The following is a 13,432-nucleotide window of genomic DNA, read 5'->3' as shown; positions in this document are numbered from 1 at the left end:
AACTCAACGCGAATGTTGAGCTTATGAACAATAAAATTTAATGCTTTTTAGGAAATTGAGAATGATTTCAGCAAACGGATTCAGAAGCCAGATAATATGCGTTATGATTAGCTCCTTCTCATAATTCTTTGTATTGATATGGAAGATCATCGTCCCCGGTGGGGCGGCTGGACTTCAAATCCAGATGAGGCCGCCAGCGGTCTCTGGCAGGTTCGACTCCTGTGATCTTCCGCCAATTGAACCCTCCTGAACTCCATACTACTCAATAAATCTCCTATAACACCTGATAAAACAAGAGAAATAACCCCACCATTGTCTCTTGAGGGTAATCGGCATCAAGTCGTGTTTGGGGGTGCATTGGGGGTATCAGGTTGGTCATTGGCGGAAATCCCTTTGGAGGATGGATTCATAAAAAGCCGGAGGATGTAATGGCGCTAACTGATGTAAAAGTCAAAACAGCAAAGCCGAAAGAAAAGCCCTATAAACTGGCTGATGGCGGCGGTATGTATCTGCTGATCAACGCTAATGGTTCAAAATACTGGCGTATGAAGTACCACCTCGCCGGTAAAGAAAAGATGCTTTCCATTGGCGTCTACCCTAGTGTTTCACTGGTCGATGCACGCGAAAAACGTAGTGAAGCCAGAAAAATTCTCGCCGCTGGAGGTGAGCCGGGTGAAGCAAAGAAAGAAGAAAAAATCGCCCAGAAAATGAGTCTGAAAAGTACTTTTGAAGCTGTCGTCCGCGAGTAGCACTAGTCGAAAGCCGATCGCTGGTCATTACGCTATCGTGATGAAATTCATCGATACCTTCGAGAAAGATATCTTCCCCTACATTGGCAAGCGCCCTATTGCCGAAATCAAACCAATGGAGCTATTAGAAGCGCTGCGCAAAATGGAGAAACGAGGCGCACTGGAGAAGATGCGAAAGGTTCGGCAACCATGTAGCATCAATAATGCCATCAATCGGCGGGCATAATCCTTATCACGGGTTTTATGGATAAGTTTTTTCATCTGCTTCGTTCATTTCGGGGGATGGGTGCTATGATGGGCATCGCTCAGTCCGTTTTGGGGTTTGTGATTTTTGGCGATTGATCAGATTGCAAAAATCGGACTGAGTTCCCTTCCAAGTGATCTATTATTTCGAAAGCTTATTTAGACATTCAGACGCCTTTTAAAATATAAAACGATCAGCTTACTCGGCAATTAGAGTAAGCTGATTGTTGATATAATTTCATCGGTACCATAATTTAAATTGCTGGATATAATTTTTTAATATCCATTGCCTGCTCTGTTAGTTCAGGGTACAAATAGCTTCTTGTTATACCTAACTAAGCCAGATCATCCAATATTTCTTTTTTTGCTTGTGTATTTATTGTTACACGCACAGGCGCACAAAATTTCTCAATCCCCTAATTTTTATTCTCCATTGGAGGCCAAATAAGAAATAGTCCCTGTTGACGCTTAATTCTTTCATTGTCGAGCTTTGAATAAACGAAATTAGAGGTTGTGAATTGAGATACGAAATTATCAATACTAATATGTTTATCATACTGTATTCCGATGTCTTCAGAGAGATCAGATATTATTGATCCTATCATTCGACGATAATCACTCTCAAAATCAAGAATAAACAGTTTAGTTTTGATATATATGTCATTATTGACACAATCTTTTTATAAGGACTCAGAGTTGTTTTTATTATGTGAACCTACCTCATAAAAAAATTAAACCATCTGGGCCACTAATGCCGACAGCCAAATTGACAAATTTGAGCCAGTACGATTTTGTATAAACTCCTTTACTCAGAAGGAACCATAAAAATGATCACTGAGATCAATAATAAATTGGCTCAGAATCAATCGCTAGTCCTAAAGTGTTATAGTCTATTTCTCCAAGGCTGGCTGGACGGTTAGCTACACCGCTTTTTTCACAAACTTGTCCGTTGGGAGTCTTTATGTTTATCGTGACATGCCTAATGACGCTATTTAGAGATTCAACAGCATTGATGGTGGAAGGACCTACTCCGGATTCACGAAGAAGGTCTCAAAATTATGTTAGTTACCACAATAAATTAGATAGTTACGCTGTCTGAAAAACAAGCTGGGTGTGAATAGCTCCATCTTCGAAAAGGTTAAGCTGGCGTATGTGCGCCTCTGCCCGTTCAGGGTCTGCTGTGAATAGGACGACAACTAAGTCCTTTAACGCTCTGGTACAACTGACGTAGAAGAGACGGCGCGTTCGATCTACAGTAGTTTCCTCACCCGCATCTAAATGTTTTTGATCAGCATCTGAGAGGGGTTTGAGGCCCAGATATTTTTCGTAGGAAAACTGGGAGTGAGTACTTTCGGCATCGTCAAGAACAACGAGAACCCTCTCAAACTCGGCCCCTTTAATACCTTGTTGTGTCCAGAAGGGTGAACGTTCTGAAATGTAAGTTTGATACGCCAAGAGTTGACTGGCGGGGCATGCCAGAAAAGCGTCCATTGAAGCCATTTCCTTGTCGGACTCATCATCTTCTTGAGCGTCGTTATTTCCGAGTCCTTCCTCTGGTTCGGATGGGGTTGATATACTTGCTCCTGGGTCTAAGTATGAGACCAGCCGAGGATCAAGCAGCAAAAGCTCAGCCGCATACACCCGCTTAAGAAGCTCTCCGATCGTTATGCCAGAATCCCCTGCTATACCTGCTGCAATATAAGCAACAAGTTCTCTAATTTCTTTAAGCCGTTCAGCTACGCTTACCTTAACGAGATAATCCTTATCAAGAAGGAATGAGTATTCCCTGATAAGTCGCATCACTTCGAGATGTTGGCCCTCAGTGTGGGCGATCGCTATTGGGATTAAAAACTTTACACACGGCGCGATGGGCCATGCAGAACCATCTAAAAATCCATCCTTGAACGCTGACGGAGCTTTGGAATTGAGTGCAGTATATAGGTCACCGAATCCTAAGCGTTTTGCAGCCATTTGATGAACAATAACCAGAATTTTTACTCGTTCCTGGTCATCATCACCACGTTGCCAACAATCATCACCAGTTCGCACCGCCATCCATTCTCGTACTCGAATCAGATTGATATCTCGTGTATCGTCAGCCGGTAAGATGAAAAGATGGGCTGAACCTTCAGGGGTTGGAATAATTCCATCAGGGCCCAGACGTTGGCCAGGCACTTGGACGAGATCATCACCATCACGACGAATGGCATTTGCGAGAGCTAGAACCTTGCTTGAGCACCGGAAATTTTCAGGCTTAGGAATGTCACCCCAAGTGGGTTTAGCTTCAACTAATCCGGTTCTCGTTGCGTAAATCCGCTGCATCGGATCTCCGAAGAAACCGAGGCAGAATGAGACACCTGGTTCACTCTCGACAGTTTTTAAAGCTTCCACGATTTCAGCAGTCGTATCTTGGCTTTCATCCACGAAGATGAAGGGGAATTGGCACGCCAAGAGGGTTCGAAAGAGAGGGCGTTCAGCAATGAGATGAGGTACGAGTTTCAGAATGTCGTCATGACCTAGAATCCCCTTTATGTAATCGCTCCCAATGCCGTATCGGAAACTTTTGACGGTGGAGATCCGTTCTGACTGACGGCGGAGACGCTCCAATTCTCGCGCATCCTTATCTTTCGTGCGTTGCTGAACCCTAGGACCGTAGGTTGATCGCTTCTCTTCAAGCACCTCAATTTTCTCTAGAATGCGTCCTGATACCCAAGCGCGAATGTCGTTCTGGAACGGTTTAGCTAGCAACCACATGAAGCTATGGATTGTCGAAACGTGAACCAGTGGGTCATTGCTGACGTCTCTCCAGATCTCAGCAGCAGCGATCTCCGTATAGGTAATGCAGGCAACGCGCTGACGGGCTTTCCTTAGCTTATCTCCGTGCATTTGGATGACCGACGATAAGCCTTTAATGAGAGATGTCGTTTTGCCAGAACCAGCACCAGCTTTCATTATGAAGCTACGTGGCGGAACATCACCAAGGCAGGTTCGCAAATCAATATCAGCTTGGGTATCCGGTTTATTCGCCCTACTACTCATGTTCACCCCCTACCGTTACATCATCGATGATATAGGGCAGAACAGTATCAAGCTCGATTCGCACTTCGTCCTTCAACCAGACAAGCCCTTCACGGATATAAGTCGGAACATCCCACTCATCCTCTTTTTCAGTAAGTACAGCAAGTGCGAACTTTGTTTTATCGAAACTTTTCCGTGATACTCTCTCATGAAGGCCTTTGGCAAGAGCATTAGGGTTTTCAACGTCCCCCTTTATAATCAGGCCAAGATGTTTCCTTACCGTAGCTTGTGACCATTCTGGATTTTCGAGACCAAAGTCTTCTTCAAGCGTTCGCCCACACAGGCTATCAGTAGTTCCGTTCCAAGTGACATTTCGCTTAATTTGATAGGCCACACGAACCTTCGCACCGTCTTCAAGCTCATGAGTTTTCTCCGCATCAGAGGCTGCATGTAGGTCTTCGATTGTGAGTTTGCCAGGAAGCCATTTTATTAGGGTTTGATTCGAGGTTGCAGCCTCTGGTTTACATGGCAAACAGGCCTTGCCGTATTTCTTCTTAGGCACTGGGGCTACTGGTTCAACGGCAGGACTCTGTGTCTCTCCCTGAATTTGAGTGGTAACGTCTTCCTCTATGTCTCCTGGAACCTCGAATTCCTCAAGTTCTTCATCATCAATGATGTCATTCGCCGCAGGAACTACAAGGGCAATGCTATCAATATCGGTAATAATCAACGTTGTAAGACCGAGAAATTCGATAAGTGACTGAAAACGGTGTCCAAAGGCTCCTCCGACTTCCAGAATACAAAGGCAGGCTGAACGGAGAGTTTTTGCCACCTTATGAATCATTATTGGCAGGAGTAATCTCTCAACATTGCCTTCAACAAGGATGGCAGCATCTGAGAAAAAAAGATCGCAGTGAGTGAGTTTTAAATATCGTTCCAGAAAATCACGATATTCTGGCTGAGTGTGATAAAAAGCCGATAAATTTAGAACTTCGGTCTGCTGCTCTTTGCCGATCTTCTTGCGCCGAAAGTAACGAATAGGCTTGAAACCTCGTTCGTATAAAATGTGAGGCGAGTGGGTCGTGATGACCATCTGACTGCCAAAAATACTTCCGTTATCGCTTTCTATGCTTAGGAGTTCAAGAACATTACGGATAAAGACCTGTTGGAGTTGAGCATGTAAATGGGATTCGGGTTCCTCTACAAAAATCAGGTGTAATGGGGGGCGATTCTCCATCGTCGACCACCTGGTCTGGGCATCGAGGATTTCCACAACCATATATATCAAATTTTTGAATCCGAGACCGTTATAACTATCAGGAAGAGTTGCTATGTCATCTCCATCCCCGATCTGGTAGTGAACCCGCGCATCTTGGCTCATGACATGAGCAGGGTCTAACGCAGACATAATCTTCAGTTGAGGATTATTGATACCGGGGTAGCCAAGCTTGGCAAGCCGATCAAGCATTGGTTTAAATACCCCATCCAAGTGAACATTTAGTGCTTGTTCTGAGTCAAACAGCGCTTTTAGGGCTAAATGATCATCTTGTCTCTGATTGAGGTTGCGTTTATAGAAACGACTCAAACGCTTTGATAAGTCTTCTGATCTGCCACCTGCTTCCGGATTAGGATCAGCAAGATGTCGCTGAGCACCTAAGTTATCGATCTGAATAAGCGATTTTAGAATCGTTCCACCGCCCGGCTCTCCATCTAGCTCATCAGGAACGTAGTCACCGATTTCACGGTAGTTATCATCAAACCGAGTGTGATCCAGGATGAAGTAACGCAGCTCATATTCGCTCTTCAGCTCACGTTGGAGATAGTCCGTCATGGTGCGGGGCCAAGGAACATATTGTGACTCGGGGGTAATTGAACAGACTGCTCAGTACCCTTAGCCTTAGCTTCTTGATAGTTCTGAATGAGGTTGATGGGATTTCGAGCGGTCAGAGATACTCGGATACCAACCTTGGTTCCTTCCCACGTAGTACTCGGCAGTAAGGCAATCACCAGATAAAGGTCGGGCGCTGCAACGTCAAACCAGAGATCAAGATCTATACTCGGTAGTGTGAAGCCTTCAGGAATCGGGTCAGTCAGGTTGATATCACCAGCTTCATCGAAAGTTTTCCAGCATGAAGAGCTAAAATCATAGAGACTAAAACGCTCTTTTCCTCCCGTGATGAATGAGTAGATGGCCTGGGTTGCTGACGTTTTTCCACTATTATTCGATCCTACGAATATTGAAATATCATCAGCGAGCTCAATATGAGCATCTTTAAGACGTCTAAAATTTCTGAGGCGATACGAGTGAAGATACAAGGAAGAACCTCCTCTACATTTTTTATAATTTATAGCAAGTTACAGAGGAATTTGATAGGTGAAAGTGCCATGTCAGCGTAGATGGAAGTGATACTTTGACTTAGTACAGGTTTTGAACTAAAAGTGCAAACTCACACATTGCCCATTGAACCAAACAATCGCCTTATCTTCGGGCTGTAGACATTTTGCGGGCGCGGCAGGCAACCGGCCTGTTGCGACAAAGCCATAAGCTTTCGACACGATGAATCTTGCGAGCAACCTTCCTGATTAACATTCCCGAACTTACAACCTTTTTTACTCATTGCATAATGCGCCTGCCATGTGCGGTGGGCGTGTTTGCTTTTATGAGCGTTTAAACGCAATTATTAGCAAACGCTACGAACAGAAAGCATACAACCGTATAGATAGGAAGAATTTCTTGCCACTTCTTTTTTAACCTGTAATTCTTATCCTCTACGGTTACATCAACAACACTAAAGACAATACATTATGGATAAAGCTGAAGTTCTGGAAAGGGGCCGTTGGGTTGAAATCAATATTGAAGAATTTGCACAAAGGGTGAAGGGGATTTCACGAGACAAGTATCCTTCATTACGCTGTATCTCATGTGAGAAATCAGTTCATGATAGTGGCTTAGTCACTCCCAATCCTGACTATAGCCCCAGATTCTCTCATTCAGTCCCCCCAGATAACGGAGAGTTTTGCCCTCTGGGGTCTAAATCTCAACGTTTCGGTGGCCTTTCCGGGAATGACAGAACAGCATCAACAGAAATCGCTGTATCTCGCCGAAATCGATTCATGCAATTTGATAACCTCTGTCGGGCGTGGATAATTTGTAGGTCTTTACGTGGAGGAGAAGGGAAACTTGATCAAAAGTCATTCATTCGTTTGGTCAGGATCGCTGATAGTTTTGGGATCTGGCATTATAGCTATATGCCAGACTGGGGAATCCCGCTGCTTCTGATGTTAATGGATAACCATCCGACGCCAAACGGTAAATCAGCTTTTTTCTATTCGCTTAAAAAAGACAGACTTCGCAAAGGAGTGGAATGGCAAAATCTGAATGTCCGACTTGAAGCGCATTGGGTAAGCAGTGGTAAACTCATAGTACCTACCGAAGGTAAGAAAGCTTCTTTTTTACTCACGATTCCCTTTACTGAAACTATTGTCGATCAAATATTGAGCAAAGAAAATCTTTCATGGTGCACAGAAAATACTCTTAAAACTCTTCACGCCTTTAGCATTGAAGGTTTAGGTAACTGATTTTAATAGAATTTATAGCATCGATGGTCAAGTAATAACGGAGGCAAAAAAGCAGCTCTGGATATCCCCGCTCCCCACAAGCAAAACCATTTGGGGGTGTTTATGGGGGTTATTCATTTATCCAACACAAATTATCAACATTAAATCAATAAATTAATCATCAAATGCGACTCCTGTGATCGAAACGGCCAATCGACATTGGTTTGTTTTTCATCGTTATAATTACTTGTTGTGACTATTTACAGGCTTTTCTATTAGGCGTAGTATCGGGGGCCTTGATGATTTTCTATACGATATTATCCGGTGTGTGAGTCAGTTTAGTTATTTTCTCTTTGATTAAATCGTGTTGTTTTGGAGGGTTCTTCTCCATCTAATCAAGGCCAAGCAAACTGATGAACTACCATTTTTAATCTATCCAATGTAAGGGGGTCCAACAGTACTTAATTCGTTATAGAACAATCTTTTAGTTCCTTTAGTACTAACAAAGAGGAAAGATCATGAAAAGTCGCAAGAGATTATCGTTATTCACACTTTTACTGTTTACTGCCAGTCCAATAGTGTTTGCGGTGCAGAATAATTGGCCCGGCACGAAAGTAAATCAACCCGCACCTAAAGTTAAAGGTATGTCCGCAGTTCTGGCAAAGAATCTGGCTAACTTTGACGACCTTGATTTCAATGTCTATACAAACCAAAAATGGTGGGAGCTACATAAGAGCCATGCCATGGACATTATTGTTCACTATCCTGATGGTCATACTACCAAGGGCATTAAAAAGCACATTGACGATCTGAAGTATATGTGGACATTTGCCCCTGACAACCGAATCACAGAGCACCCGGTGCGGTTTGGTACAAATGATGGAGAATGGACTGCTGTAACGGGATTTACTGATGGAACATTTACGAAACCCATGGATCTGGGTGGTGGTAAGGTTATCAAACCTACAGGTAAGTCTTATCACCTCCCTATGGCAACGCTTGGGCACTGGACCAAAGTCAAAGCTAAAGGATTTGAAGGCGTCGTTATGGATGAAGAGTATCTGTTCTGGGATGAGGGCGAGCTTATGAAACAGATAGGTGTCAGTAATTGATTCAACAACTTCATACGGACTTACCTAAGGGCGAGTCCGTTTTATATTTAGCGATGTCAATCCCGGCAGCAAGAGTCATAATAATATCCTTATTTTATTTTCAGCTTTGATCAATCTTGTAAATACGGACTTATCGCTAAACAAAGTCAAAGATACCCTTCTATCTATAAAATCTGAGGCGGACAAAGCGGCAATAATCTTTCTGTTGTGCTTTTTTCATGTTGTATAGGTTTCTCTTACTCAAATACAAATACGCATAAACAGTTTTTCCGCCATGATGGTAGTGAAATAACTTACTATCTTAAACAAAGAGGCGGTAAGAATTTGTTGGTGCTGATACAAGGTTCTGATTGTAATAGTATCGCTAATAATAAGTTTGTGAATGACACATTCAGTGATATTTATCCTGATAGTGATTCTGACCGTGGAAAAATATGGCATTAATGCATCACTCCCTTGGTCTGACGCTGTTGAACGTTCAGATTGTCCTAAGGCTTATATTAGATCGGATACTCTAGAACAGCGGGTTAAGGATTATATTCAGATCATTGGTGATTTGAAACATCAGAATGAATATAACAAGATCATTATCTTGGGTGGCAGTGAAGGGGCAATAGTTGCCAATTTAATTACATCACAAGTCAATTATATTGATAGAACAGTGTCACTGAATGGTGGAGGTCGGTATTTCGCTGATGATGTTATTCATAGTATGAGGAGTGAAGTGCCACCAGAGCATATCGATGAAGCAATTAAAGGATTTAGGGATTTTCAGCAAGAGATAGCTACCGGGAATAATATGAGTCATATAGAGATGAGTAATCACGGTGCTAATTGGTGGAGAGTCGCACTCGGTATTGATCAATATAAGGTGTTAAGTCAGTCTAAAAGACCTGTATTGATTATTCAAACACTAAATGATAATTCAGTCAGTCCTAGTTCAGCGATAAAAATGGAAGAACAATTAAAGAAAGATAATATTACCTTTTATCAATACCCAGGTCTCAGTCATGGATTTAGGAATAGTGAAGGTGTTTTGCAGATTACTCCTATAGTTGAAGATATAAAGAATTGGTTATTGTGAAAGAAAAGATTGCCCGGTTTTAAAAAGAGACTGTGAGAATATATTGAGGGGGATGAAAAAATTTGGCTCAGAGAAAAAAGCATTTTTGATGGGTAATCCACATATCACCAGACCAATTATGGCTAATAGGTATGTTTTTAATTCAACATTACCTGTTGTAATGAGTTATGTATCTAAGTTTGAAGGAATAATTAATTCAAATGTGAATACTCTGAGAGAATTTTTTGATGATCGATTTTTTTTAGAGCAGAAGATAAATTCATTTAGATTGCTACCAGTTAAGATTCAAGCTGTTTTACAAATATTTGTTTATGGAAGGGATGCAAGAGATTCAAAATATGATAAGTTTTATAATAATCTTAAAGGATCTATAGGAGAAGTAAATTATAATAAAGCTATAAAAGAGCTACATGATAATATGCCGCTGACAGAAAGAAATCTTTTTGTTTTAAATGAATTAATAAAAGCAAATGGTAATATTAATAATGAGGTAGGGAAAATAAAAAAATTAACTACATACCTGGCTGATTTTGATAAAAATATGGGTATGGAACAGGGAAAGATGCTAACTATCCTGAAGATTGGTATGGTGCTTATACTGGAGAGAGCAATAACTTGCCTCAGAAAATGAAGGAAATCTTATTTGCGATGCGGCATCCTATTGCAGCCTATGATATTGGGTTCTACGAAAGAGGTGCTACCAATATCACGACTAATGCGGTGCGTTTTTCGACCCAGGGGAATAGTAAAACGAACCCCAATGGTACGTTACTGGATAATAAATATAAGGAAGGCTCCCAAGTCAATGCCTTCCGGCATACACTATGGCAAGCTACCATTGCTGCTCGGTATGGTGAAGAAGTTGCACTCCATGCAGGCAATGCTCATGAAAGTGATCCTAAAATAGATCTTAACATCCGGCAGTTTGCTGCCCTTAAGGACGCAGATCAGACAATTGATTTACTCAATAACCAGATAGGGCGTAGGATTGGCCTACAAAGCAGGAACTCGTCCATGAAAGGGCAGGCCAAGGCAGTGTTGAATCGCTTTCATAAAGAGGGACTGTATGTTGCCAAGAAAAATGCGATGGGGTTTGAGATTGTCAAAGAAAAAATCACCGATGAGCAGTTTTCTTATATGAACTCGGTATTTGAAGGAGGAAATGAAGATGGCTTTTCACCTGAGTAACTATTGGCGATGCAATTGGAACAGCAGAAAAAATAAAATCATTTTTTTTTCATGTGCATTGCTAATGGTTTTTTTTATTTTCAATAGCAATCAACAATTTAGCATTGTTAAGAGTATGTTTGATTATGCTGATAAACATTGCCAGCAAAATACAGACTGCTTGGTTAACATCAGCAAAATCACGCCGTTTAAATGGGACACTTTGTATATTATTGATAGTGGTTGGAATCTTGACGAAATTAAGTCTGTCATTGGCGCGGATTTAAAGGAAAGGACTGATATTTTTTCCAAGATTATCTTTGTTAAGGATGGGCAAGTGGTTTATTTCGAAGAGTATTATTATCCGGATTCAGGGGATGAAAAAATCTTGGTTCTCGATTTTGATTATGAAAATCAGGAAAAAGGGCTTATAGCTTATTATCGTGTTCCCAGAGAGGATTCCAAAATTGTCATAAAAATGAAAAGAGACCCATCAGTAGAGGACAAAATTTACTATTTATTTTCTTCCATTAATGAGCAGCAGGTTCAGAGGAACCCTTCATCATTCCGAAAACCATCATGATGTCTTGATGTTAAAAAACGCATCATAATACCCGGTGATATTTGCCGGGTTTACTAAATAATAGCAACAATACACCATACCAGCTAAATAAATGAAAACTAACAACAACATCAATACCCTGCACTTGATTCTTGTCGCCAGAAATGCGCGGCTAATAGAGTTTTATGGATAAAGTCGTTTTCATTTCTTCTCTCCAAATATATGGTTGTTTAGTGATTATAGTTAGCACTTTGGATAAAAAACTCTGAACCTTGCTTTCAAATTTTAAAAGTTTTTTTGACGGGAACAATATCGTCAATTTGTGGTCTTTGTATATGTTAATTAAAGGAGAGATTAATGAAAGCATATTGTTTTAATTTACAACAGAAAATTCTGACATCTGTTTTACTTTTTTCGTGTTGTATAGGTTTCGCTTACTCAAATACAAATACGCATAAACAGTTTTTCCGTCATGATGGTAGTGAAATAACTTACTATCTTAAGCAAAGAGGTGGTAAGAATCTATTGGTGCTGATACAGGGTTCTGATTGTAATAGTATCGCTAATAATAAGTTTGTGAATAACACATTCAGTGATATTTATCCCGATAGTGATGTTCTGACTGTGGAAAAATATGGCATTAATGCATCACTCCCTTGGTCTGATGTTGTTGAGCGTTTAGATTGTCCTAAGGCTTATATTCGGTTGGATACGCCAGAGCAGAGAGTTAAGGATTATATTCAGATCATTGATTATCTGAAACATCAGAATAAATATAAGAAGATCGTTATTTTGGGTGGCAGTGAAGGAGCTGTGGTTGCTAATTTAATGACATCACAAGTCAATTATATTGATAGAACCGTGTCACTGAATGGTGGAGGTCGGTATTTCGCTGATGATGTTATTCATAGTATGAGGAGTGAGGTGCCACCAGAGCATATCGATGAAGCAATTAAAGGATTTAGGGATTTTCAGCAAAAAATAGCTACCGGGAATAATATGGGTCATATAGAGATGAGTAATCACGGTGCTAATTGGTGGAGAATCTCACTTGGTATTGATCAATATAAAGTGTTAAGTCAAACTAAAAGACCTATCTTGATTATTCAAACACTAAATGATAATTCCGTCAGCCCTGGCTCAGCGATAAAAATGGAAGAACAATTAAAGAAAGATAATATTACCTTTTATCAATACCCAGGTCTCAGTCATGGATTTAGGAATAGTGAAGGTGTTTTGCAAATTACTCCTATAGTTGAAGATATAAAGAATTGGTTATCTAGGGATTATGGATAACCGTCTGTTATCTAAAATAGTATTAATTCATCGATTTTTTCATATTGGGAAGTGATATTAAATTTGGAAATAAAACGTGGTATAGTCAAAATTGACACCACGTTTTTTGGATATTATTTTTTCGTAGTGATTGTTGTTAATTCCATATCTCATTTGTTAATAAAATATATATAAATAACAAATTGATGATTAGTGATTTGTAATAAATTTAATAATATAATTGCTTGAGATTTATTTTATATTCTTGTTATTATAATGGGTGAATGGGATGTAATTATAATATTTACTATAAATCATCACTTGATTAATATACCGCTCGTTATTTCTATAAAATATAGTATTAAAACGTTATGAATTATTTGTTGTTTATGAAATGATGTTCTCGACTTTAGCTTTTGTAGAGTAGAGAGAAATAGCTGTTTATTTCTCATTATTATTTATCTCTGTCATTATATTCGATTGAAAAAATTACTGAAATATCCTGCTCATTATAGGATGTAATATCTTTTTTATTTTCTATTGGGTAATAAAATATGGCAGATTCGACTAATAAGTGCAATTTTTCAGAAGGGCGGTCAGTTGCTATAGTAGGCATCTTTCTCGCCAAAGGAAAATGCACTATGGCCTATACACAACTGACCGA

General features: G+C 40.3%; 11 protein-coding genes, 1 tRNA gene and 3 pseudogenes. 10 read left to right on the top strand and 5 right to left on the bottom strand.

Annotated elements, in window-relative coordinates; translation table 11 throughout:
* The first annotated feature begins 140 nt into the window (after nt 1-140).
* Together ACGF5R_RS18565 and ACGF5R_RS18560 are read left to right on the top strand one after the other, a co-directional pair.
* Nucleotides 141-235: transfer RNA gene (locus ACGF5R_RS18565), tRNA-Sec, on the top strand.
* Nucleotides 236-428: 193 nt separating this feature from the next.
* Nucleotides 429-942: pseudogene (locus tag ACGF5R_RS18560) on the top strand (tyrosine-type recombinase/integrase); the annotation flags it as partial.
* On the opposite strand, the pseudogene ACGF5R_RS18555 reads toward ACGF5R_RS18560, so the two are convergent.
* The 4 genes and pseudogenes from ACGF5R_RS18555 to ACGF5R_RS18540 form a co-directional block, all read right to left on the bottom strand.
* A pseudogene (locus tag ACGF5R_RS18555) lies at nt 939-1,051 on the bottom strand (IS630 family transposase); the annotation flags it as partial. The pseudogenes ACGF5R_RS18560 and ACGF5R_RS18555 sit on opposite strands and share 4 nt — an antisense overlap.
* Nucleotides 1,052-2,078: 1,027 nt before the next feature.
* Entirely contained in the window at nt 2,079-4,031 is a 1,953-nt protein-coding gene (locus ACGF5R_RS18550) for a UvrD-helicase domain-containing protein (protein ID WP_387692152.1), read from the bottom strand.
* Nucleotides 4,024-5,841, bottom strand: a complete 1,818-nt coding sequence (locus tag ACGF5R_RS18545) for an ATP-dependent endonuclease (RefSeq protein WP_387692150.1) — start codon at nt 5,839-5,841, stop codon at nt 4,024-4,026. Before ACGF5R_RS18545 ends, ACGF5R_RS18550 begins: the two co-directional genes overlap by 8 nt.
* Nucleotides 5,838-6,326: an AAA family ATPase gene (locus tag ACGF5R_RS18540; protein ID WP_387692148.1), complete on the bottom strand. Its 489-nt coding sequence runs from the start codon at nt 6,324-6,326 to the stop codon at nt 5,838-5,840. Before ACGF5R_RS18540 ends, ACGF5R_RS18545 begins: the two co-directional genes overlap by 4 nt.
* A gap of 152 nt (nt 6,327-6,478) precedes the next feature.
* Here ACGF5R_RS18540 and ACGF5R_RS18535 point away from each other — a divergent pair.
* The 8 genes and pseudogenes from ACGF5R_RS18535 to ACGF5R_RS18500 form a co-directional block, all read left to right on the top strand.
* Nucleotides 6,479-6,571, top strand: a pseudogene (locus ACGF5R_RS18535) (TA system toxin CbtA family protein); the annotation flags it as partial.
* A gap of 244 nt (nt 6,572-6,815) precedes the next feature.
* Nucleotides 6,816-7,589 carry a hypothetical protein gene (locus ACGF5R_RS18530; protein WP_387692146.1) on the top strand — a complete coding sequence of 258 codons (774 nt, stop codon included), beginning with the start codon at nt 6,816-6,818 and terminating at the stop codon, nt 7,587-7,589.
* Between the two features lie 497 nt (nt 7,590-8,086).
* Complete coding sequence (locus ACGF5R_RS18525; protein ID WP_112878474.1) at nt 8,087-8,680, top strand: hypothetical protein; 594 nt, start codon at nt 8,087-8,089, stop codon at nt 8,678-8,680.
* Between the two features lie 382 nt (nt 8,681-9,062).
* Nucleotides 9,063-9,764, top strand: a complete 702-nt coding sequence (locus ACGF5R_RS18520; RefSeq protein WP_387692144.1) for an alpha/beta hydrolase family protein — start codon at nt 9,063-9,065, stop codon at nt 9,762-9,764.
* A 52-nt stretch (nt 9,765-9,816) separates the two neighbouring features.
* Nucleotides 9,817-10,395 (top strand): hypothetical protein, encoded by a 579-nt coding sequence (locus tag ACGF5R_RS18515; RefSeq protein ID WP_387692142.1) that lies wholly within the window; start codon nt 9,817-9,819, stop codon nt 10,393-10,395.
* 17 nt (nt 10,396-10,412) lie between these two features.
* The gene (locus ACGF5R_RS18510) at nt 10,413-10,952 is read left to right on the top strand and encodes a DUF6973 domain-containing protein (protein WP_387692140.1); all 540 of its coding nucleotides are present in this window, start codon (nt 10,413-10,415) and stop codon (nt 10,950-10,952) included.
* The gene (locus ACGF5R_RS18505) at nt 10,933-11,514 is read left to right on the top strand and encodes a hypothetical protein (RefSeq protein WP_387692138.1); all 582 of its coding nucleotides are present in this window, start codon (nt 10,933-10,935) and stop codon (nt 11,512-11,514) included. The genes ACGF5R_RS18510 and ACGF5R_RS18505 overlap by 20 nt, the downstream gene beginning before the upstream one ends.
* Before the next feature lie 336 nt (nt 11,515-11,850).
* Nucleotides 11,851-12,789 carry an alpha/beta hydrolase family protein gene (locus ACGF5R_RS18500; RefSeq protein WP_387692136.1) on the top strand — a complete coding sequence of 313 codons (939 nt, stop codon included), beginning with the start codon at nt 11,851-11,853 and terminating at the stop codon, nt 12,787-12,789.
* Between the two features lie 433 nt (nt 12,790-13,222).
* On the opposite strand, the gene ACGF5R_RS18495 is transcribed toward ACGF5R_RS18500, so the two are convergent.
* On the bottom strand, nt 13,223-13,384 hold the full coding sequence (locus tag ACGF5R_RS18495; protein WP_387692134.1) for a hypothetical protein: 162 nt from the start codon (nt 13,382-13,384) through the stop codon (nt 13,223-13,225).
* Between the last annotated feature and the right edge of the window lie 48 nt (nt 13,385-13,432).

The sequence above is a fragment of the Photorhabdus sp. RM71S genome, from assembly GCF_042879355.1.
In the GTDB taxonomy this organism is placed as follows: domain Bacteria; phylum Pseudomonadota; class Gammaproteobacteria; order Enterobacterales; family Enterobacteriaceae; genus Photorhabdus; species Photorhabdus kayaii.
Note: the sequence above shows the minus strand (reverse complement) of the source record. Positions and strands in the feature narration are given on the sequence as shown.